The organism is Actinoplanes sandaracinus, from assembly GCF_030009775.1.
Lineage (GTDB): Bacteria > Actinomycetota > Actinomycetes > Mycobacteriales > Micromonosporaceae > Actinoplanes > Actinoplanes sandaracinus.
On record NZ_JASCTH010000042.1, the window covers coordinates 47255 to 69837 of the forward strand.

Annotated in this window: 17 protein-coding genes and 1 pseudogene; 14 read left to right on the forward strand and 4 right to left on the reverse strand. The window is 71.8% G+C overall.

The annotated features are described in order from the left end of the window. The first annotated feature begins 69 nt into the window (after positions 1–69). The 6 genes from QLQ12_RS42340 to QLQ12_RS47275 all read left to right on the forward strand — a co-directional run bounded on the left by QLQ12_RS42340 (position 70) and on the right by QLQ12_RS47275 (position 11076). Positions 70–474, forward strand: a complete 405-nt coding sequence (locus QLQ12_RS42340) for a hypothetical protein (RefSeq protein WP_282766741.1) — start codon at positions 70–72, stop codon at positions 472–474. Between the two features lie 183 nt (positions 475–657). Then, positions 658–3360 carry an MGH1-like glycoside hydrolase domain-containing protein gene (locus tag QLQ12_RS42345; RefSeq protein ID WP_282766711.1) on the forward strand — a complete coding sequence of 901 codons (2703 nt, stop codon included), beginning with the start codon at positions 658–660 and terminating at the stop codon, positions 3358–3360. Continuing rightward, complete coding sequence (locus QLQ12_RS42350; RefSeq protein WP_282766712.1) at positions 3357–4823, forward strand: alpha-amylase family glycosyl hydrolase; 1467 nt, start codon at positions 3357–3359, stop codon at positions 4821–4823. The genes QLQ12_RS42345 and QLQ12_RS42350 overlap by 4 nt, the downstream gene beginning before the upstream one ends. Before the next feature lie 111 nt (positions 4824–4934). Next, positions 4935–7556, forward strand: coding sequence for a LuxR C-terminal-related transcriptional regulator (locus tag QLQ12_RS42355; protein WP_282766713.1), 2622 nt, complete (start codon positions 4935–4937; stop codon positions 7554–7556). Positions 7557–7811: 255 nt separating this feature from the next. Then, the gene (locus tag QLQ12_RS42360; RefSeq protein ID WP_282766714.1) at positions 7812–10442 is read left to right on the forward strand and encodes a LuxR C-terminal-related transcriptional regulator; all 2631 of its coding nucleotides are present in this window, start codon (positions 7812–7814) and stop codon (positions 10440–10442) included. A gap of 58 nt (positions 10443–10500) precedes the next feature. Beyond that, a complete protein-coding gene (locus QLQ12_RS47275) occupies positions 10501–11076 on the forward strand; it encodes an HdeD family acid-resistance protein (RefSeq protein WP_407651702.1) in 576 nt (191 codons plus the stop codon). A gap of 24 nt (positions 11077–11100) precedes the next feature. On the opposite strand, the pseudogene QLQ12_RS47280 reads toward QLQ12_RS47275, so the two are convergent. Next, positions 11101–12024 (reverse strand): annotated as a pseudogene (locus QLQ12_RS47280) (YhjD/YihY/BrkB family envelope integrity protein); the annotation flags it as partial. Here QLQ12_RS47280 and QLQ12_RS42370 point away from each other — a divergent pair. The 6 genes from QLQ12_RS42370 (at position 12023) to QLQ12_RS42395 (ending at position 18426) form a co-directional block, all read left to right on the forward strand. After that, a complete protein-coding gene (locus tag QLQ12_RS42370) occupies positions 12023–12859 on the forward strand; it encodes a class II glutamine amidotransferase (protein WP_282766716.1) in 837 nt (278 codons plus the stop codon). The pseudogene QLQ12_RS47280 and the gene QLQ12_RS42370 sit on opposite strands and share 2 nt — an antisense overlap. Before the next feature lie 66 nt (positions 12860–12925). Continuing rightward, positions 12926–14320, forward strand: a complete 1395-nt coding sequence (locus QLQ12_RS42375) for an amino acid permease (RefSeq protein ID WP_282766717.1) — start codon at positions 12926–12928, stop codon at positions 14318–14320. A gap of 16 nt (positions 14321–14336) precedes the next feature. Further along, on the forward strand, positions 14337–15557 hold the full coding sequence (locus QLQ12_RS42380) for an arginine deiminase (protein ID WP_282766718.1): 1221 nt from the start codon (positions 14337–14339) through the stop codon (positions 15555–15557). 25 nt (positions 15558–15582) lie between these two features. Then, entirely contained in the window at positions 15583–16584 is a 1002-nt protein-coding gene (gene argF, locus QLQ12_RS42385; protein WP_282766719.1) for an ornithine carbamoyltransferase, read from the forward strand. Between the two features lie 2 nt (positions 16585–16586). Continuing rightward, a complete protein-coding gene (gene arcC / locus QLQ12_RS42390; protein WP_282766720.1) occupies positions 16587–17534 on the forward strand; it encodes a carbamate kinase in 948 nt (315 codons plus the stop codon). A 106-nt stretch (positions 17535–17640) separates the two neighbouring features. Further along, a complete protein-coding gene (locus QLQ12_RS42395; RefSeq protein WP_282766721.1) occupies positions 17641–18426 on the forward strand; it encodes a metallophosphoesterase family protein in 786 nt (261 codons plus the stop codon). On the opposite strand, the gene QLQ12_RS42400 is transcribed toward QLQ12_RS42395, so the two are convergent. Continuing rightward, on the reverse strand, positions 18407–18907 hold the full coding sequence (locus tag QLQ12_RS42400; RefSeq protein ID WP_282766722.1) for a hypothetical protein: 501 nt from the start codon (positions 18905–18907) through the stop codon (positions 18407–18409). The genes QLQ12_RS42395 and QLQ12_RS42400 overlap by 20 nt on opposite strands. A gap of 197 nt (positions 18908–19104) precedes the next feature. Between QLQ12_RS42400 and QLQ12_RS42405 the strand changes: the two genes are divergently transcribed. Both QLQ12_RS42405 and QLQ12_RS42410 read left to right on the forward strand, forming a co-directional pair. Beyond that, positions 19105–19662, forward strand: coding sequence for an Rv1733c family protein (locus QLQ12_RS42405; RefSeq protein WP_282766723.1), 558 nt, complete (start codon positions 19105–19107; stop codon positions 19660–19662). An 85-nt stretch (positions 19663–19747) separates the two neighbouring features. Then, positions 19748–21175: an MFS transporter gene (locus QLQ12_RS42410; RefSeq protein ID WP_282766724.1), complete on the forward strand. Its 1428-nt coding sequence runs from the start codon at positions 19748–19750 to the stop codon at positions 21173–21175. Here the strand turns inward: QLQ12_RS42410 and QLQ12_RS42415 are convergent. Together QLQ12_RS42415 and QLQ12_RS42420 are read right to left on the reverse strand one after the other, a co-directional pair. Then, positions 21161–22105, reverse strand: coding sequence for a YhjD/YihY/BrkB family envelope integrity protein (locus tag QLQ12_RS42415; protein WP_282766725.1), 945 nt, complete (start codon positions 22103–22105; stop codon positions 21161–21163). The genes QLQ12_RS42410 and QLQ12_RS42415 overlap by 15 nt on opposite strands. Further along, positions 22102–22515 (reverse strand): DUF7144 family membrane protein, encoded by a 414-nt coding sequence (locus tag QLQ12_RS42420; RefSeq protein WP_282766726.1) that lies wholly within the window; start codon positions 22513–22515, stop codon positions 22102–22104. The genes QLQ12_RS42415 and QLQ12_RS42420 overlap by 4 nt, the downstream gene beginning before the upstream one ends. Between the last annotated feature and the right edge of the window lie 68 nt (positions 22516–22583).

A 22583-nucleotide genomic window follows, 5' to 3' on the forward strand; every position in this document is an offset into this window, starting at 1 on the left:
CACGGCTCGTACAGGCCGACGGACAAGCGCAGCGTGGTCGCCGACCTGCGAGCCGATCACCGATGCGTGGTGCTCGAGCTCCCACTCGGAGCGCATCGCCTGCCGATGAACGCCGACGCCGACTCAGCTCGCGTGGCCTGGCCACGCTCGGTCAACTTCGGTCTCATGGTCAAGCGCCCGGTGCCCGACGGCATCATGGACGCCTGGCTGGCGCCGTCCCTCGGTTCCAGCGAGATCCGCCGCGACCTGCTCAAGTACCTCCGCGCCACCCGCCGCGGCGAGTACGTGGAAGCCGCCGGGAAGCTCGCCGGACTCACCAAACCGGCTCTGGTGCGGTGGGGGCCGGAGAACGCCATGATGCGCCCGGAGAACGGAGGCGGCCTGGTCGAGGTCGCCGACAGCTTCACCCTCATGCCGGAGGACCAGCCGCAGGTGTGCGCCAAGGAGATCCGTTCTTTCGTCACCGGTCCCTGACAGGCGCGGGGACGGGACGTCGCGGTCGGGTGGCCGGCGACACCTGCCCGGTCATCGGGTGCTCCGGTCGACGCGCATGACAATCTCTCAACGCCACCTGGCGCGGCTGGATACGAGCAAAATCAACGCGTTTCATCCCTGGCGGGGGACGTGGGAGGCGCCTGGGGGGCCGAGCCTGACCGCATGTCCATCACCGAGACGGAAACCGGCGCCGAGCAGCGGCGCCTTCACGACACCGACACCGCGGCCGCGCCATGGCGGCGGTGGGGGCCGTACCTCAGCGAACGGCAGTGGGGCACGGTCCGCGAGGACTACAGCCCGGGCGGCGACGCCTGGGAGCACCTCAGTCATGACGCGGCGCGATCCCGGGCGTACCGGTGGGGCGAGGACGGCATCGCCGGGTTCAGCGACGACCAGCAGTCGCTCTGCCTGGCGCTGGCGATGTGGAACGGCCGCGACCCGATCCTCAAGGAGCGGTTCTTCGGCCTCACCAACGCCGAGGGCAATCACGGCGAGGACGCCAAGGAGCACTGGTTCTACGTCGACGCCACGCCGACCCACTCCTACCAGCGGATGGTGTACAAGTATCCGCACGCCGCCTTCCCCTACGAGGATCTGGTCGCCACCAACCGGGCACGCGGCCGCGGCGAGTTCGAGTACGAGTTGCTCGACACCGGAATCTTCGCCGAGGACCGGTACTTCGACGTGGTCGTCGAGTACGCGAAAGCCGGCCCGGAGGACATCCTGGCGCGGGTGACGGTGCACAACCGGGGCCCGGAGGCGGCGAGTCTGCGCCTGCTGCCCACCGTCTGGTTCCGCAACACCTGGTCCCGGGACCGCCCGGAACCGAAGCCGGTGCTGGGGGCGAGACCCGGCACGCCCGGGCTCTCCGTCGCCGAAGCCGTCCATCACCGGCTCGGCAGCAGGTGGTTCGGCGTGCTGGGCGGGCCCGCCCTGCTGTTCACCGAGAACGAGTCGGCCGGATCCGGGCCCTACGTGAAGGACGCGTTCGACCGCTACGTCGTGCACGGGGAGACCGGTGCGGTGAACCCGTCCGGCACGGGCACCAAGGCCGCCGCGGACATCAGCCTCGACGTGCCGGCCGGCCGGTCCGCCACGATCCGGTTCCGCCTCAGCGACGAGCTCTTCACCGGCGCCGCCGGTGACACTCGTGCCTTCGACGCCGTCGTCGACCGGCGGCGGGCGGAGGCCGACGAGTTCTACGGCGCTCTGCTCGCCCCGCAGCTCGGTGACGCCGAGCGCCAGGTGGCCCGGCAGGCGCTGGCCGGGATGTTGTGGAGCAAGCAGTACTTCGGCTACGACGTCGAACGCTGGCTCACCGAGCACGGCCGGGACCCACTGGCCGCGCGGGACATCCGCAACGGCGACTGGTTCCACATGATCTGCCACGACGTGATCTCGATGCCGGACACGTGGGAGTACCCCTGGTTCGCCGCCTGGGATCTGGCGTTCCAGTCGATCGCGCTGGCCATGGTCGACGTCGGTTTCGCCAAGGGTCAGCTCGACCTGCTGCTGAGCCGGCGCTACCTGCACCCGAACGGCCAGATCCCGGCCTACGAGTGGAATTTCAGCGACGTCAACCCGCCGGTGCACGCCTGGGCCACCCACCTGGTCTACGAGCTGGACAAGAGCCGCAACGGCCGGGGTGACCACGCGTGGCTGGAGGGCGTCTTCCACAAGCTGTCGAAGAACTTCACCTGGTGGGTGAACCGCAAGGACCACGACGGCAACAACGTCTTCCAGGGCGGCTTCCTCGGTCTCGACAACATCGGAGTCTTCGACCGCAGCGCGCCGCTGCCCACCGGCGGCTACCTGGACCAGGCCGACGGCACCGCGTGGATGGCGCTCTACTGCCAGAGCATGCTGCAGATCGCCCTGGAACTGGCCGTCCAGGATCCGGTCTACCTGGAACAGGCGCAGACGTACTTCGAGCATTTCGCCTGGATCGCGGTCGCGGTCGGCCACGAGACCGGCAGCGCCGCCATGTGGGACGAGGAGGACGGCTTCTTCTACGACCTGCTCCGGCTGCCGGACGGCCGCGCCGAACGGCTGCGGGTGCGTTCCCTGGTCGGGCTGCTTCCGCTCGCCGCGGTCACGGTGTACGAGACCGCGGTGACCTCGCGCTACCCGCAGCTGATCGAGGGCGTGCAGGACTTCGTGAACCGGCACCCCAGCGTCAGTTCGGTGCTGTCCCGGGGCCGGGCACAGGGCCGGCAGGGTGAGCACCTGCTGGCGTTGTTCGACGAGAGCCGGCTGCGGCGAATCCTGACCCGGCTGCTCGACGAGGAGGAGTTCCTCAGCCCGTACGGCATCCGCTCGCTCTCCCGGCACCACCGTGACCACCCGTTCGAGTTCCGGGTGGCGAACCGGACCTACACGGTCTCCTACCAGCCGGCGGAGTCGGACAGCGGCATGTTCGGCGGCAACTCCAACTGGCGCGGGCCGATCTGGTTCCCGGCCAACGCCCTGGTGATCCGGGCCCTGATGAACCTGTACGTCGGTTACGGCGACGACTTCACGGTGGAGTGCCCGACCGGTTCCGGGGTGAAGATGACGCTGTTCGAGGTGGCGCGGGAGATCTCCGAGCGGCTGACCCGGATCTTCCTGCCCGGTCCGGACGGCCGTCGTCCCTGCTATGGCGGCCAGGACATCTTCGCGACCGAGCACTGGCGCGACCTCATCACCTTCAGCGAGTACTTCCACGGCGACAACGGGGCCGGCCTGGGCGCCGCCCACCAGACCGGCTGGACCGGCCTGGTCGCCGTCTTCCCGAACGTCTTCGCCGGACTGGCCGGTGTGGACCTGCTGGACCACGGCATGACCGGGGTCCTGCACGAGATGCCCGGAAGGGGCGATCAGCGATGAACGGATGGCCGTCGGCGCCGGCGATCTACGAGATCTCCACATGGCCGTGGCTGACCGGCCTGAGCCGGCGTTACGGACGTGAGGTCACCCTTGGTGACGTGCCGGGCGAGGTCTGGGACGAGGTGGCGCTGCCCGGTGTGGACGCGGTCTGGCTGATGGGCGTCTGGGAGCGCAGCCCCGCCGGCCTGGCGGTGGCGCGGGCCGACGAGTCGCTGCAGGACTCCTTCCGGGCGGCGTTGCCTGATCTGAGCCCGGCCGATGTGGTCGGTTCGCCGTACTGTGTGCGCCGCTACCGGGCCGACGGGCGACTGGGCGGCCCGGCCGGGCTGGCCGCGGCCCGGGCCGAATTGCGGGCCCGCGGCGTCCGGCTGGTGCTGGACTACGTGCCGAACCACGTGGCGCCGGACCATGTGGCGACCTTCGAGCATCCGAGCTGGTTCGTGCAGGGCTCCCCGGCCGACCTGGCCCGGGACCCGCGGGGCTGGTTCACCGCGGCCGGGCGGGTCCTCGCGCACGGCCGGGATCCGTACTTCCCGCCGTGGCCGGACGTCGCACAGCTCAACGCCTTCGACGCCGGGCTGCGGGAGGCGACGGCGGCGGTGCTCGGCGAGATCGGGGAGCAGTGCGACGGCGTCCGCTGCGACATGGCGATGCTGCTCACCAACGAGGTGTTCGCCCGCACCTGGGGCACCAGTGTGGGGCCGGCTCCGGCGGAGGAGTTCTGGCCGTTCGTCCTCGACCGGGTCCATGCCCGCCATCCGGACCTGGTGCTGATCGCCGAGGCGTACTGGGACATGGAGTGGACGCTGCAAAGGCAAGGCTTCGACTTCTGCTACGACAAGCGCCTCTACGACCGGCTGGTGCATGAGGACGCGGAGTCGCTGCGCAAGCATCTCGCCGCGGACCGGGACTACCAGGACGGGCTGATCCGGTTCCTGGAGAACCACGACGAGCCTCGGGCGGCGGTGACGATGCCGGGCGGGCGGGGCCGGGCGGCGGCGGTGGCCGTCGCCACCCTGCCGGGAGCCGTCCTGTGGCACGACGGGCAGTTCGACGGCAGGCGTACGCGTCTGCCGGTGTTCCTGGCCCGTTTCCCGGACGAGCCCGCGGACCCGGACCTGGCGGCGTTCTACCGCCGTCTGCTGGCGGTGGCCGGGCCGGTGCGGCGGGGGGAGTGGCGGATGCTCGAAACCCGGGGATGGCCGGACAATCCGTCTCATCGCGACGTGCTGGCCTGGGCCTGGCATGACGAGGCGCCCCACCACCTGGTCGTGGTCAACTTCAGTGACCATTCGGCGCAGGCACGGATCGAGCTGCCCTGGCCCGCGCTGGCCGGGCGCTCCTGGCAGTTGACCGATCTGCTGGACGGCCGGGTCTTCGAGTGGGACGGCGACGAACTCGCCGGGGCGGGGCTCTACGTCGACCTGCCCGCCTGGGGATCACATATTGTGACGCTCCGTTAATAGGACGGACACGGAAAGTCGCCGGACTATCCGATCCGGACGATGTGCGGCTTCTGCGCCCGGACGAATCTGAACGAGAAGATCAGACGGGGTGACATCGGAGGTCGCAGCGTGCCCATCGAAGCGTTCACTGATCCGGACAATTCCCTTCTCGCCTCCAAATTCGTCGTCCCCGCGGCCCCGCCCTTCATGGTGGCCCGGCCCGCCCTGCTCGACCGGGTGACCGAGGGCGTCCAGGCCCCGGTCACCCTGATCACCGGGCTGGCCGGGAGCGGCAAGACGCAGCTGCTGGCCTCCTGGGCGCGCAGTGGGGCGGTGAACTGGCCGGTCGCGTGGATCACCCTGGAACAGGGCGACGAGCAGGTGACGACCTTCTGGACCTACGTGTCCGAAGGGCTGCGCCGGGCGGGGGTGCCGGTCCCGGTCGTGCCCGGCGGTGTGGTCACCCGAGCCGTCCTCGGCCGTCTCGCGGCGGCCGTCGCCGATCATCCCAGCCCGGTCGTGCTGATCCTGGACGGAGCCTCCCAGCTTCCCGGCCGGGACTGGGCGGCCGGGCTGGAATACCTGCTCAGCCACGTGGACCGGTTACGCGTGGTGCTCACCGGCCGCTGGGACCCGCCGCTGCCGCTGTACCGGTACCGCCTGGCCGGGCAGTTGCACGAGATGCGCACCGCCGACCTGGCGTTCACCTTGCCGGAGGTGGACCGCCTGATGCGCCTGCACCGCGTCGACCTGGCCGAGCCTGAACTGGCCGCCGTCCTGGAACGCACCGAGGGCTGGGCCGCCGGGATCCGGCTCTGCGCCTGCGCTCTGCAGGGCAGCGCCGACGTGCGGAGCCTGGTCGGCACCATCAGCGGCGACCAATCCACCATCGCCGAGTACTTCGTCGGTGAGGTGCTGCGCCTGCAACCGCCGGAGACCCGGCGTTTCCTGCTGGAGACCAGCATGCTGGGCACCTTCTCCCCGGAGCTGGCGGCCGCGGTCACCGCCAACTCCGCGGCGCCGCGCATGCTGGCCGAGTTGACCAGGGTCAACGCGTTCGTCCAGCCGGTCGGCGCGGGCACCGGCATGTACCGGTACCACCAGCTGTTCGCCGAACTGCTGCGCGCCCAGCTCGCCTGGAGTGAACCGGACGAGGTCACCCTGCTGCACCAGCGGGCGGCGATGTGGCTGGCCGCCCGGGGACACCTGACCGAGGCGGCCGGGCACGCGGTACGAGCCGGCGACTGGGGTGGCGCGGCCGGCATGGTGATCGACGACTACGCCTTCGGCGACCTCGTCATCGCGGGCAGCACGGGACGGCTGGGGGCGCTCTTCGCCCAGCTTCCCGAGCACCTCGAGGCGCCCGAGGCGGTGCTGATCCGCGCCGGGCTGGCGTACGGCGACGGCGACCACTCCCGCGCGGCCGAACAGTTCACCTACGCCGGCAAGCTTCTCGGCGCGCGCGGCGGCGCGTTCGGTGACGGGCTCACCCTGGCCTGCCTGCTGATGCGGTTGCTGCTGCTGCCCTACGGGCCCGAAGCGGAGCAGGTGGCCCAGCTCGCCCCGGCCGCCAAGGCCCTTCTCGAGGGGGCGCCGGAGCACCGGCTCGCCCGGCACCCCGAACTGCGGATGCTGCTGCTCGCCGCCGAGGGTCTGGCCCGCAGCGGCAGCGGATCGGTCGACGAGGCGGCCCGCGCGCTGGCGGAGGCGGCCGAGACGGCGCTGCCCGGGGCCGAAGCCGTGCGGCTGTCCTGCCTGGAGCATCTGGCGCTGCTGGAGGCGTACCGCGGGCGGCTGGGCCGGGCCGAGACGATCGGACGCCAGGCGGTCGAGCTGGCCACCCGGTGCGGGCTGGGCCGGGATCGATGGCCCGCGACCGCCGAGGTGGCACTGGCCTGGGTGGCGCTGGAGCGCTATGAGATCGAGAGCGCGGACCGGCATCTGAGAGCCGCGCAGCCGCTCTGCGGGCCCGGGGTCACCGGCCCGGCGCCGACCGGGTTCGCGCTGGTCCGGGCACGCCGCCTGCAGACCCGGGGTGAGTTGCGGCAGGCGGTCGACGTGCTGGCCGCCGCCGGTGAGAACAGCGACGGGGCGCCCCGGTGGCTCACCGGCGAGATCCGGCTGAACCAGGCCCGCCTGCTGATCGCGGCGGGCCGGGTGGGCGAAGCCGGCGAGTTGCTGGCCGGCTGCCCCGAGCGGGCCACCCCGGACGCGGCGGTGACGCGGGCCGCGGTTCTGCTGGCACAGGGGCAGCCGGCCGCGGCGCAGGAGGTGGCCCGCACCGTCGTCGATGCCGCCGGGGTTCCCGCGCCGGTCGCTCTCGACGCCTGGCTCCTGCTGGCGATGCTGGCGGCCGGGCGTGAGGACGCGCCCGGCGCCCGGGAGTCGTTGCGCAGAGCCCTGCGGGTGGCGGCCCCGGAGTCGTACCGCCGGCCGGTGCACCAGGTGTGGAGCGAGCTTCGCAAGCTGCTGCGCGACGACGAGCGGCTGGCGTGGCAGTACCGGTCGCTGGGAGCCGCTTCCGAAGGCGGGGCCGCGGTCACCGACCCGGTCGTGGTGGAGCGGCTGAGCCGCCGGGAACTGGACGTGTTGCGCGGCATGGCCGAGATGCTGCCGACCGAGGAGATCGCCGCGTCGATGTACGTATCGGTCAACACGGTGAAGACCCACGTCCGCAGCATCCTGCGCAAACTGTCCGCGTCCCGGCGCAACGAGGCCGTGCGCCGGGCACGGTCGCTCCACCTGATCTGAGGGCGCCGTGCCACCGGGCCGTGGGCGCGAGCGCGGAGGTCACCACGATCTCGGCGCGGATCCGGACGGTCCACCGCGGCGGAGAGGCGCCGAGGGGGACGAAGTGGGGCGCACGGTGGCCCGGGCGGCAGGGCCGTGCATCGAAGCTAGTGATTGTTTCGGCCGGGAACGGCGTTCACAGCGATGGACACCGCCGGGGTCACCGTTTCGCGGACGGTGTCCACCGGCATGTCCTCCGGGGTCTTTGGGGGCAAGATGCGAGATCATGTACGCGTTCGCGCGGCCGTGTCGATTCCGGTGGTCCACACCGTGCCACCGCGGCTTCCGGCCGGATTGATCTGGCGGCCACGGCTGGCCGCGGCCGTCGACACCGGCGTGCAACGGGCGGCGACGCTGCTGTGTGCCGGCCCCGGCTGGGGCAAGACCGCGCTCGCCGCCTCATGGGCCGTGGCCCGGTCGTTGTCCGGCCCGGTCGCCTGGCTCACCCTCGACGCGCAGCACAACGACCCGTACGCGTTCTGGTCCGACCTGATCCTCGCGCTTCGCACCGCGGGCGCGATCCCGCCCGGACGTTCCTTCCCGGACCGCGGACCGACCTCCGTAGCGCAGGAGCCCGCCTTCCGCCGGGCCTTCGCCGCCGGTGTCACCGGCCTGTCGGCGCCGGTGGTGGTGGTTCTCGACGGCCTGCACGAGGTGACCGACCGGCGGGTCGTCAGCGGCATCAGCGGGATGCTCCAGCATCTCTCCGAGCGGCTGCGATTCGTGCTGATCTCCCGCCGGGCGCCGGCTCTGCCCGTGCACCGGCTGCGGGTCACCGGCGACCTCACCGAGATCCGCCAGGCGGATCTCGCCTTCCGCCTCGACGAGGCCGCCGATCTGCTCGGCGTCCGGGGCCGCACCATGGCGCCGGGGACGCTCGCCGAGATCGTCCGGCGGATGGAGGGATGGGCGGCGGGTCTGCGGCTCGCCTTCGACACCCCGGATCCGGCCGGAGCCGACGAGATCGTCGAGGACTACCTGATCCGGGAGGTGATGTCGGAACGGCCCGCGGACATCCGGCGGTTCGTGATGCAGACCAGCATCACGGACCGGATCTGCGGGGACCTCGCCGACGCGGTCACCGGCGGATCGCGGGGCCACGAGACCCTGGAGAGCCTGACCCGGGAGAACATGTTCGTGGAGCGGTCCGGCGCCGGCCGATGGTTCCGGTACCACCCGCTCTTCCGGTCGGCACTGCGACGGCGCGTCGCCCGTCAGTTGCCCGACGCGCTGCCGGAACTGCACCTGGCAGCGGCACGCTGGTACGAGCGGGACGGCAACGGGCTGTCCGCCCTCACCCATGCCATCGAGGCCGGGAACTGGGATCTGGCCGGCCGGATCGTCGTCCGGCGAGGGCTGCCGCTGTTCGGCTCCGCCGACCGCCAGGAATTCACCGACGTGCTCCGCCGTATCCCGCCGGCGCGGCTCACGGAGACGGCCGAACTCGCGGTGTGCGCGATCCTCCTCGCCTACGCCAGGGGCGATCTCGCCGCGGTGCCGCATCGCCTCGCTCTGGCCCGCGCCCTGCTCGTGAACCGTGACGAGGCGGCACGTTCCGAGGTCAGCATGGCGCTCGCGCTTCTGGAGGCCAGCGTGGTCACCCGGTGGCACGGCGACATGCCGCGTCTCGCCCGGTCCTCCACCGACCTGCTCGGCGACCTCGCCCGGCTCTCCTGGGACCAGGCGCCGTCACTTCTGCAGTACCGGGCCATGACGCTGAACAACAAGGGCGCCGCCCTGCTCTGGAGCGACCGCTTCGACCGGGCCGACCGCTACCTGTGGGCGGCGGTGACCGCCGCCCGGACCGCGAGATCCCCGATCTTCGAGATCAACTCGCTGGCGCTGCTCGCCCAGTTGGCCGTTCAGCAGGGCGCGCTGCGGGAGGCCGCGGAGCACGCGGCGGCGGCCGACGGCATCGCCTGCCGGATCGACGCGCGGGGCCGGATCGCGGTCGCGCCGGCCTACCTGGCTCAAGCGATGATCGAGTCGGAGCGGGGCCGGGAGCCCGAGGCCGAGGATGCGCTGCGCCACGGGCTGCACGCCATGGGGGCGATCCCGGAAGCGGCTCTGTCGATCGTGGCCGGTCTGATCCGGGTGCGGCTCACCCTGGACCGCGGCGAGGCGGCGAGCGCCCGGGCGATGCTGACCCAGCTGCGGACCGAGGCCGGGCCGCCGCTGGCCGCCCCGCTGCTGGACCGCCTGCTCGACCTCGCGGGCGCGGAGATCCGGCTCGCGCTGGGCGATCCGGAACCGGTCCTGGTGAGGTACGGCGGCCGGCCGGACCTCTCCGCCGCCGAGCAGGTCTGCCTGGCCCGGGCACACCTCGCCGGAGGCGACCTGCCGGCCGCCGAACGTCTGCTGGAGTCGGTGCGGCACGGCTCGGACCGGGTCTCCGCGGTCGGCGCCTGGATCCTCACCGCGCTCGCCGCCGACACCCAGGGCCGCAGCTCGGCGGCGAGCGAGGCTCTCTCGATGGCTCTGGCGCACGCCGAGCCGGATCGGATCCGCCGGCCGTTCCGCACCTACGACGCTCAACGGGTGCTGGTCCTGGCGGAGCGCCAGCAGTGGCTCACCGAACTGCGCGGCGCCGCCGGTGACAGCGTGCTCGGCGAGATCACCGCCGAGATCCCGGTGATCGCCTCAGCGCCGGCCGTCGAACCGCTTAGCGAACGCGAGGTGGACGTGCTGCAGTTCATGCCCACCGTGCTGACCGCGGCGGAGATCGCCAAGAACCTGGGCATCTCGGTGAACACCGTGAAAGCGCACATGCGGTCGATCTATCGCAAGCTCGGCGCCGGGCGCCGGCGTGAAGCCGTGGTCACCGCCCGCCAGGCCGGACTGATCTGAGCGGCCTCACCCACCCGGGGTGATGCCGGTGGATGCCGGCATCACCCAGCCTGGGCCCATGACCGACACCGCGGCGCAAACCTTGCCCGACACCGCCGGCGAGCTACGCTCGCTGCCCTTCCCCTGGTGGACCGTTCTGCTCACCGGCCTGTGCGCGGTGGCGCTCGGGCTCGCCGTGCTGATCTGGCCGGACCTCTCGCTGCGGATCATGGCCGCGCTCACCGGCGTCTGGCTGTTGCTCTCCGGCCTGGTCCGGATCATCGTGGCGTTCCTGCCCACCGGTGGCGGCGTCGGCCGGCACCTGCTGTCCGGCGTCGTCGGCCTCCTGTCGCTGGTCGCCGGGCTGTTCTGCGTGCGGAACCTGGTCACCGGCCTGGCCGTGCTGGCAGTCGTCTTCGCGGCCACCTGGATCCTCAGCGGGCTGGCCCTGGTGCCGGCGGCCGTTGCCGCCCACGGCGCCCAGCGTGCCGTACTCGTGGTCGTGGTCGTGATCTCCATCGCGGCCGGAACCGTCTTCGTCATCACACCCACGCTGTCGCTCGGCGCCCTGGTGCTGATGACCGGCATCGGCAGCCTGGTCGTGGGCCTCGCCGAGGTGGTGCTCGCCTTCTACCTGCGCGGCGTCCGGCAGTGACCACGGCCGCGTGATCGCCCGGCCCAGCACGGCGGAGAGCAGCAGGCAGAACGAGAGCACATAGAGCCAGCCGATGTAGGTGAAAGCCAGGCCGATGGTCCCGTACCGGTCGGTGCTGGACTGGAGGGCCCGCGGCAGGTAGATGGTGCCGGCCGCGCGCACTCCCACCATGATCAGCGCGAACGTGGCGCCGGCGGGCAGCAGCCGCCGCCACGGCACCACCGGCCCGAGCAGGATCCGTGGCAGCAGGACGGCGAGCGCGATGTCGGCCAGCCCGGCGAGGACCACCGCGCCGATCCGCGGGGCGGGCATCGTGCCGGTCAGGCCGCTGAGCAGCCGCGCGGCGATCAGGAAACCCGCCAGCAGCAGGACGGTGCCGATCTGCCAGCCCGTCGAGGCCGCGCCGGCGCGGCGTCCCGGCACCCGCCAGACCATCCGGTACGCCCGTACCAGCGCCCGCGCCAAGCCGGTCGCCGACAGGATCACGATGAGGCAGCCGGCCAGCCCGAACGCGTTGCTCCGGCTGCCGCTCAACGCCTCGCCCATCAACCGCGCGCTGGCATCCGGCAGCCGGACCAGATCGTCCAGATGCTCGCCGGCCCGGCCGCCGAGCAGCGCCCCCAGCATGATCAGCAGCGGGAAGACCGAGGTGAAGGCCTGTGCCGCCAGCGTCATCGAGCGATCGAAGATCTGCACCCGGCCCAGTTCGCCGAGGATGTGCAGCAGCACGCCCCCGGCCCGGTTCCGCAGGACGGCGGCGGCCCGAGCCCGGAACCTGAGCGGGACGGCGGCGAGCATTCTCCCGGCGGCGAGGTCACGGTCAGGCTCGGTCACCCCGCCATGGTCGGCGGCCGGAACGACCGGCGGCATCATCCGCCGGGGGTGAGCCCGGCCCGCCGCCGGGACGGAGACGATGGCGGCCACCCCTTCACCGAGGAGATCCGCCATGTGCCGCTGGCTGGCCTATTCCGGTACGCCGATCCGGCTCGACGAACTGCTCTACCGCCCCCGTCACTCGCTGATCGACCAGAGCCTGCACGCCCGTCTGGGCGTCGAGACCACCAACGGCGACGGGTTCGGCGTCGGCTGGTACGTCGCGGACAGCATGGCCGAACCGGCCCTGTACCGCGGCACCGGCCCGGCCTGGAGCGACGCCAACCTGCGGGAGATCGCCCGGTCCACCACGTCACCGCTGTTCCTGGCACATGTCCGCGCCAGCACGGGGACGCCGGTGCAGCAGACCAACTGCCACCCGTTCCGGTTCCAGAACTGGCTGTGGGTGCACAACGGATCGATCCGGGATTTCGCCCTGCTCAAGCGGGACCTGGTGCTCGCCGTCGACCCGGAGCTCTACCCGGCGATGACCGGCTCCACCGACTCCGAGGTGATGTTCCACCTCGCCGTGACCTACGGGTTGCGGGACCGGCCGATCGCCGCGGTGCAACGGACGGCGGGGCTGATCGAATCGGTGGGGCGGGCGCACGGCGTACCCGATCCGTTGCAGATGACCGTGGCCACCACCGACGGCGACCGGATCTGGTGCTTCCGCTATTCGAGCGAAGGGCGCAGCCGTTCGCTCTTCTACAGCACCGGGATCTCCGCGCTGCGCACGCTGCACCCCGACCGGGAGATGCTGCGCGGGCTCTCCGAGGAGACACGGCTCGTCGTCTCGGAGCCACTCGGCGAGCTGGCCGGCGCGTGGCAGCCGGTGCCCGAGTCCAGCTACGGCGTGATCCAGAAAGGTGACGACGAGCTGAGCCGCTTCGAGCCGTCCATGCCCTGACCCGCTTCACCGTTCATCCGGCGGGAGTGATGTCCGCCGGGTCACCTTCCGGAAAGGCTGACGGTCATGACGGAGCTGGACGAGACCACGGCGCCAGCGGGGGCCCGCACCCTGGGGCTGCCCCAGGCGACCGCGCTGATCCTGGGCAGCATCATCGGCGTCGGCATCTTCAACCTTCCCTACTCACTCGCCGCCATCGGGCCGATCAGCATCGTCGCGATGGCCCTCACCACGGTCGGCGCGCTCGCCCTCGCGGTGATGTTCGCCGTCCTGTCCCGGCGGCTGCCCGCCGACGGCGGCCCGTACGCCTACGCCCGCGCCGCCTTCGGCAACGGGGTCGGCTTCGCCAACGCCTGGTCCTACTGGATCACCGCGTGGGCCGGCAACGCCGCGATCGTCACCGGCTGGGTCTTCTACGTCGAGAACTTCGTCAACCCGGACGGGATCACTGGCTGGTCCATCGTGATCGCCCTGGTCGGGCTCTGGATTCCGGCCGCGGTCAACCTGACCGGCGTCAAGAACATGGGCGCGGTCCAGGTCTGGACGACCGTCGTCAAGTTCATCCCGCTGGTGATCATGTCGACGGTCGGCCTGTTCTTCATCACCACCGCCAACTACCGCCCGGCCAACGTCAGCGGCGACAGCGACCTGACGGCGATCGGCAGCGCCATGGCCATCTGCCTGTTCAGCTACCTCGGCGTCGAGACCGCCGCGGTGGCGGCGGCCAAGGTCCGCGACCCGGCCCGCAACATCCCCCGGGCCACCGTGATCGGCACCCTCGGCGCGGCCGTGGTCTACCTGCTCTCGATGATCGCCGTCTTCGGGATCGTCCCGACCGCGACCCTGGCCGAGGACGCCAACAAGGCCTCCTACTCGGTGGCCGCCACCAGCATGGCCGGCGGCGGGAGCTGGGCCGGTGACCTGGTCGCGCTCGCCGTGATCGTCTCCGGGTTCGGCGCCCTCAACGGCTGGACCATGATCTGCGCGGAGATGCCGCTCGCCGCGGCGAAGGACGGCGTCTTCCCGGCGGCCTTCGGCAGACTGTCCCGGCGCGGTGTGCCGGCGGCCGGCATCATCGCCTCCACCGTGCTCGCCAGCGCGGCCATGGTGATCAGCTACGCCGGCTCCAGCGGCGCCACCGTGTTCAACACGCTGGTGCTGATGAGCGGCATCACCGCGGCCATCCCGTACGCCTTCTCCGCGCTGGCCCAGATCAGGTGGCGCCGCCAGGACCGGCGGGCCGGCAACGGCGCCCGCTTCGCCCGGGACGTGAGCGTCGCCGTACTGAGCCTGGTCTTCTCCATCCTCTTCGTCTGGTACTCGCGCAACTCCGGCGACGACTGGTTCGTCGTCTGGGGCCCGTTCCTGATGGCCGGCGGGGCGTTCCTGCTCGGCGTCCCCGTCTTCCTCTCCGTCCGCCACCGGATGGCACCGCCGCCTCCGGTGCCGCCCTACCAGTGACCCCCGGGAGATACGCATGAGCTTCCACGTCGACTCCGAGACCGGCCGGCTGCGTCAGGTGATCCTGCACCGCCCCGGCGTCGAACTCAGCCGCCTCACCCCGGACAACGTCCGGGACCTGCTCTTCGACGACATCCTCTGGGCGCGCCGGGCCCGCGAGGAGCACGACGCCTTCGCCGAGGTCCTGCGGGAGCGCGGCGTCAAGGTGCACTACTTCGCGAAGCTGCTCGGCGACGTGCTCGACATCCCGCACGCCCGCAACTGGGTGCTGGACCGGGTCGTCACCGACGACACGGTGGGGCCGACCCTGGCCGGGCCGCTGCGCCGCCTCGCCGAGCAGGCCGACAGTGAGAAGCTCGCCGACTATCTCATCGGCGGGGTCCTCAAGACCGAACTGGCCGGCTTCACGGTGAACAGCCTGCGCTGGGAACTCATGAACGCCGACGACTTCGTGCTCACCCCGTTGCCCAACCATCTCTTCCAGCGGGACAACTCGGCCTGGATCTACGGTGGTGTCAGCGTCAACCCGATGGCCATGCCGGCCCGGATGCGCGAATCCGTGCACAGCGCCGCCATCTACCGATTCCACCCCATGTTCGCCCTCGCCGACTTCACCGTCTGGTACGGCGGCGACGACCTGCCCCACCAGCCCGCCACTCTGGAGGGCGGCGACATCCACGTCCTTGGCGGCGGCGCCGTCATGATCGGGCTGGGGGAGCGGTCCACCGCGATGGGCGTCGAGAACCTGGCCCGCGGCCTGTTCAACGGTGGCGTGGCCGGCAAGGTGATCGCCATCGAACTGCCGCACTCGCACGCCATGATGCACCTCGACACGGTCATGACGATGATCGACCGCGACACCTTCGTCATGTACCCGTACCTGCGGCAGACCCTGCGTTCGTGGACGGTGCTGCCGGACGACGACCCCGACGGCCTGCGGGTGGTCGCCAACGACGACCTGTTCGCCACCATCGCCGAGACCCTCGGCATCGACAAGATCCAGGTACTGGAGACCAACGAGGACATCCGCGCCGCCCAGCGGGAGCAGTGGGACGACGGCACCAACTTCCTCGCGGTCGAACCCGGAGTGGTCGTCGGCTACGAACGCAACGTCACCACCAACACGTTCCTGCGCCGCCACGGCATCGAAGTGATCACCATCGCCGGCGGCGAACTCGGGCGGGGCCGGGGTGGGCCCCGCTGCATGACCTGCCCCATCGAACGCGACGCCGTCTGAATCCGACCTAGCTCAGGGAGCCGACATGTCGTTCAACCTGCGCAACCGCAGCTTCCTCAAGGAACTCGACTACACCCCGGCCGAGTGGAGGTTCCTGCTCAAACTGGCCGCCGAGCTGAAGACCGCCAAGTACGCCGGCACCGAGAAGCAACGCCTGACCGGCAAGAACATCGCGCTGATCTTCGAGAAGACCTCCACCCGGACTCGCTGCGCCTTCGAGGTCGCCGCACACGACCAAGGCGCGCACGTCACCTTTCTCGATCCGGGCAGCACCCAGCTCGGCCACAAGGAATCGGTGCAGGACACCGCCCGCGTGCTCGGCCGCTTCTACGACGGGCTCGAATACCGGGGATTCGCCCAGGAGAACGTGGAGACGCTGGCCCGCTTCTCCGGGGTGCCGGTCTGGAACGGGCTCAGCGACGAGTGGCACCCCACCCAGACGCTCTGCGACCTGCTGACCATGCGCGAGCACACGGTCAGACACGACAACGAGATCGCGTACGCGTTCCTCGGCGACGCCCACAACAACATGGGCAACTCGCTGCTCGTGGCCGGCGCCATGATGGGCATGGACGTACGGATGGTCGCCCCGCGGTCGCGCTGGAACCCCGACGAGGTGATCAAGGCGGCGCGGCGCATCGCCGAGACCACCGGCGCCCGGATCACCCACACCGAGGACGTCGCCGAAGGCGTCCGCGGGGCCGACTTCCTCTACACCGACGTCTGGCTGTCCATGGGCGAGCCCAAGAGCGCCTGGGACGAACGGATCGACGTGCTCAAGCCGTACCAGATCACCATGGAGGTGGTCCGGGCCACCGGCAACCCGGCGGTCAAGGTCATGCACTGCCTTCCGGCGTTTCACGACCGGCGCACCAGGGTCGGTCAGGAGATCTACGAGCACACCGGCCTCGACGCCCTGGAGATCACCGACGAGGTGTTCGAGTCACACCACTCCATCGTCTTCGACCAGGCCGAGAACCGGATGCACACCATCAAGGCGATCATGGTCGCCACGCTGGGGGCATAGGTATGCGCATCGTCATCGCGATCGGCGGCAACGCGCTGCTCGAACGTGGCCAGCGACCGGACGCGGCGGTGCAGCGGGCCAACGCGCTGCGGGCGGTCGCCGCGGTCGCGCCGCTCGCCGCCGAGCACGAGGTCGTCATCACCCACGGCAACGGCCCGCAGGTCGGGATGCTCGCCCTGCAGAGCGCCGCCGACCCGGAACTGGCGGTTCCGTACCCCTTCGACGTGCTCGGCGCGCAGACCCAGGGCATGATCGGCTACTGGCTGATGCAGGCGCTGCAGAACGCCCTGCCCGGCCGGCAGGTCGCGGCGATCCTCGACCAGACCCTCGTCTCGGCCGCCGACCCGGCCTTCGCGAACCCGGCCAAGTTCGTCGGCCAGGTCTACGACGAGCAGACCGCGCGACGGTACGCCACCGAGCGCGGCTGGACGGTCGCGGCGGACGGCCCGCACTGGCGCCGGGTCGTGCCGTCGCCGCGACCGCAGCGGATCGTCGAGACCCGGATCATCCGGCAGCTCCTCTTCACCGGGGCGATCGTGGTCTGCGCCGGCGGCGGCGGAATCCCGGTGATCCGCGACGAGCGCGGCCGGCTGTCCGGAGTGGAAGCCGTCGTCGACAAGGACCTGGCCACCGCCGTCCTCGCCGAGTCGCTCGACGCCGACGCCCTGCTGCTGCTCACCGACGTGCCCGCGGTGAGCCGGGGCTTCGGCGGGCCGGATCCCCGGCCGATCAACCGGGCCACCCCCGCCGAGCTGCGCCGCGAGAGGTTCGCGGCCGGGTCGATGGGGCCGAAGGTGGAGGCGGTCTGCCGGTTCGTCGAACTCACCGGCGATCTGGCGGCGATCGGCGCCCTGGAGGACGCCGTCGCGATCCTCACCGGAAAGGCCGGCACGGTCGTCACGCCGGGCGGCGACTACGGCGGACCGCACGACCTGCGCCCGCCCCGGTGAGTGCGGCCGTCACATCGGGGAGCGCCGTCACCGCGCTCACCCGGCCGGCCCGGCCCGGGCACCACCCGGCCGGGCCGGTCATCCGCGGGCGGCGACCGGACGCCGCATGAGTGCCCGTCCGGTCGTCGTCGCGCACCTGTCCGACCTGCACCTGGGGGCACACGATCCGGCCGCGGTGGCGAGCGTCGTCGCGGACGTGGCCGCGGCCCGGCCGGCTCTCACGGTGATCACGGGGGACAGCACGATGCGGGCCCGGGCCGGTGAGTTCCGGCAGGTGCGGGAACTGATCGACCGGCTGCCCGGCCCGGTGCTGACGGTCACCGGCAACCACGATCTCCCTCTGGTCAGCTGGCGGCGGCTGCTCCGGCCGTACGCCCGCTTCACGCGCTGGATCGACGCGGACCTGGACCCGGCCCGCGACGTCCCCGGCATCACCGCCCTGGGGTTGCAGTCGATGCCGCGCTGGCGGTGGAAGAACGGGCGGGTCACCGCCCGGCAGGCGGCCGCGGTGGTCCGGATTCTGGGCGGCTCGCCGGCCGCCGACGTGCGTGTGCTGGCGTTGCACCATCCCCCGCTCGCCACCGGGACCGGCCGCCTGATCGGCCGGTCCCGGCTGCTGGAGGCGATCCGCGCGGCACGCGTCGACCTGGTGCTCGCCGGCCACACCCACATCCCCGACGTACGGGTCCGGGGACGGCAGGTGTTCGTGGTGGCCGGCACGGCGGCCAGCCGCCGCACGCGCGGAACTCCCTGCTCGTGGAGCCTGATCAGGGTCGGCCCCGACGAGGTCGTGGTGCGTGAGCGATATCTGCACGAGGGCGCCTGGCGGGTGGGGCGGGTGGTCAGGGCGCGTCCCGGGTCGGCGGGCGCCGTCAGTGCAGCAGCGTCTTGAGGACGATCAGGGCCGCGCCGAAGGTCCCCGCCACGAGAGTGGAGACCAGACGCTCCCGAGGGGTCAGGCGGCCCCCGGCCCCGATCCGCCAGCCGGAGAGGCACAGCAGCGCCGTCGTGCACACCAGAGCCGCGATCTCCGCCGTGGCCAGCCGGGCGCCGGCGCTCCGGAAGCCGATCAGGACCAGCAGCGGCAGGCCGGACGCGGTCACCATCTCCCAGCCGGTGGTCAGCTGGCGGCGCACGGTGTGCCAGGCGGGCCGGTGCCCCTCGTGGATGCGTTCGGCCACGATGCGGGCGTAACGTTCCGCCGCCCAGTAGATGGTGAGCGTGGCCAGAACCGCGATCACCACACGTGCCGCCCGCTCGGCGTGCGACGCGGCCAGCACCGCGCCCCCGATGATCAGGCCGTAGACGCCGGAGGCGGTGGCCTCCTCGGTGTCGTGCCGGAAACGTACCCAGATCGAGCCGCTGACCGGCATGCCGGCCTCCCTGTGTCCGTGCGGGTGTCGATGACGACGGTCGCTGAGCCGGGACCACGGCTCATCATCCGCAGCGGGTGAACCACGGAACCGTCGTGCCGCCGGGCAGGTGGGGCGCGGGAACCATCCTCCGCGAATGGCGACGGCCCGAGCACGCCTGCCGATGCTGAGACGCGAGTCGTGGCGGGGAGGGTGAGATGTTCGGCCGTAGGCGCAACCCACTGTGGCGAGGTTCGGACCGGTTCGAAGCCGGGATGCTCCTGAGCCTGTACGTGTTGTTCCTGATCGGCGCGCCGGTGCTGGCGTGGTGGCTGGCCGGCGCCAGCTACCGGTCCGAGGTGCGGGCGGCCGAATGGGATCGGCGCAACGTCTTCCGGGTGGAGGCGGTGCTGGTCACGGGGCCCGCTGAGATGCGCGGTCCGGCCACGGCCGTGCCCGGACTGGCCACCGCGACCTGGACCGCACCGGACGGGACACCGCGTAGCGGACCCGTCGGGGCCCTGGCCGGCCAGCGGGCCGGCGACCGGGTGACGATCTGGGTGAACCACCGGGGAGACGGACGCGCCGAGCCCGCCGACCGCAGCCCAGCCGGCCGTGCCGCGCTGGTCGCGATCCTCGTGATGGGCGCGGTCGCCGCGGTGCTGAACGGTGTGCGCCGGATCGGGCTCGCACTGCTCGCCCGCTATCGCGACCGGGTGTGGGGACGCGAATGGCTGGAGGTCGGCCCGCGCTGGAGCCGTGACCGGAGCCCGTGACCGTGTCATGCGCCGGGGAGGATGCCGTCGCCGGAGGCCCGGCGGACGCTGCGCTCTGACGTGAATCGAGCGGAGGCGATGCAGGATGGCGGAACGAACGAGGACCGGGCGCTTCCCGGCCGGGCTGCGGCAGGCCCTGATCGCGTTCGCGCTGGCGCAGTTCATCTGCAGCTTCGCCGGCTCGAACATGAACGTGATGATCACCGACATCAGCCGGGACCTGGGCACCACGGTCGCCGGTGTGCAACTCGCCATCACGCTGTTCCTGCTGGTGATGGCGGCTCTGATGATTCCCGGCGGCAAGCTGACCGATCTGCTCGGCCGCAAGTGGTGCCTGATCATGGGGCTGCTGCTGTTCGGGACCGGTGCGGTGGTGAGCGCGCTGGCGCCCGGCCTGGGCGTACTGATCATCGGGTATTCGATCTTCGCGGGGATCGGGACGGCGCTGCTGATCCCCCCGGTCTACATCCTCACCACCCTGCTCTTCCGGGACATCGGGTCCCGGGCCCGCGCCTTCGGGGCGATCAGCGCGATGGGCGGCATCGGCGCGGTGGCCGGACCGCTCCTCGGCGGCCTCATCGCGTACGCGATCAGCTGGCGCGCCGCGTTCGTCCTGCAGGCGGTGATAGTTCTGGCGATCGTGCTGCTCAGCCGCCGTGCCGTCCGGGATCCGCTGCCGGCCGACCGGACGACGCCGTTCGACGTCGGCGGCACGGTGCTCTCCGCGGCCGGGCTGGTCCTGATCGTGCTCGGCATCCTGGCCGCCGACGAGGAACCCCGGCTGACCGTGGTCCTGGTGCTGGCCGGCATCCTGGTGCTGACCTGGTTCTTCGCCGCCGTCCGTGCCAAGGAGCGGGCCGGCCGCGAGCCGCTGCTGAGCACGGCGCTGTTCCGCAACCGTGCGTCCAACCTCGGCCTGATCACACAGAACACGCAGTGGCTGATGGTGATGGGAACGTCCTTCGTGGTGTCGGCCTATCTGCAGGTGGTCCGCGGCTGCAACGCCATCGAGACGGGCGGGGTGTTCACCGCCACCACGGCCGGGGTGCTGATCTCCTCGCTGGGCGCCGAGCGGATGGCCCGGCGCCGCCCGCAACGCACCCTGATCATCGCGGGTTTCCTGATCACCATCGCCGGCATCGTCCTGCTGCTGGCGCTCGGCGCCGCCTCGGAGCAGATCTGGGCGCTGCTGCCCGGCCTGTTCGTGATCGGCCTCGGACTGGGCGCGATGCTGACGCCGTCGGTGAACCTGGTGCAGTCCAGCTTCGGCGAGCACCTGCAGGGGGAGATCTCCGGACTGTCGCGCTGCGTCTCCAACCTGGGTTCGTCGCTGGGCGCGGCGCTCGCCGGAACGATCCTGGTGGCGGGAGTGGACAGCGCGGCGCCGGGGCGGGCCTACCTGTGGGCGATGGTCGCGGTCGCCGGCGCCGGGGTGACCGGCCTGATCGCGGCGTTCTTCCTGCCGCGCGGCGGCCCGGCTCCCGCCGAGGCGCCCGGATCAGCCGGCCGGTGAGTACAGGACGTAGTCGATCCGCGCCGCCGGCATCCGCTCCTGCTCCCGGACCAGCAGGGTCATCGCGCGGGCGTCGGCCGCCGTCGGCCGGCGGGGATCGAGGGCTCGCGGCCACAACCGCGCGTACCGGACCACGGCAACCTCGGCCGCCACCACCAGCAGGTTGCTCAGCAGGTAGAGCAGAGTGAACACCCCGGCCACGGTGGCGAAACCTCCGTAGATCCAGCCGGCCCGCCGGACCAGTCCCGGCAGCACCGCCGCGCCCACATGGAGCAGCAGCGTGACCGCGACCGCGCCGATCACGGCGGCCGGCCACAGCGCACCGAACGGGGCCCGGCGGACCAGCAGCAGCCGGGCCACGGCCAGCAGGACGGCGAACGAGACCCCGACCGAACCCAGGACCGTCACAGCACGGGCCGGCAGCGGCAACGAGGGCAGGGCCGTGGACGCGACGGTGAGAGCGCCGAGGGCCACCGTGCCGGTGAGGAGCACCACCAGCGCGGCGACCGCCCGGACGTAGCGGGCGAACACGCCGGCCCGCCGGCGGACCGGAACAGCGGCCAGGTGATTGAGGGTCTCGTACGCGCTGAGGACCACCCCGATGCCGGTGAACACCAGCCCGGCGATGCCTGCGGCCAGCGCGGTAGGGGTGGCGGGCAGTCCGGCCATGAATGCCTCCACACCCGGCCGCAGCGCTGCCGGCACGATTGCGGTGACCAGGTCGTGACGAAGGCCGGGCCGCCGGGCCAGCACCCGCGACACGACCGCCACGCCGAGCAGCAGAACCGGGAAGAGGCTGAGGAACCCGTAGTAGGTGATCAGCGCGGCTTCCCGGAAACCGCCGTCGTCCAGGTACTTGCGGATGACGGCCCATCCGAACCCGAGCACCGCCCACCGCCGCTGCAGGTCGTCGAGGCCGCGGAGGGTCACGGCCCGTAGGCGTCGGCGACCTCGCCGCCGTGCGCCGCCACCGCGTAGACGATCGTCCCGGTCAGCGCGATCGCGACGACCGACCAGACCGGATGGGTGGCCGCGAACGCGAAGTCCATCAGCGCCGACGAGCAACACAACAGCACCGCCGCGGCCCGGGCCCACCGCAGCCCGCGGACCAGGCCGAACCCGGCCACCGCCGCCGCCGCGCCGACCGCCAGGTGGGCCACGGCGAGACCGGTCAGGGACACCGGGAACAGCAGATCGGCCCGGCTGCCGGCCAGGATCTCCGGCCGCACCAGCGCCAGCAGTCCGACGTAGACGTGCAGAGTGCCGAGCACGACGAGGATCACCCCGCCGAAGAGCACCCATCCCACCCAACCGGTCGCCCGGCTCTGTTCGACGTCCATCACCAGCTCCTCTCCGGACCCGGGTCAGCAGGCTTCCTGAACGGCGGTCCGCAGGCCGTGAGCACTGG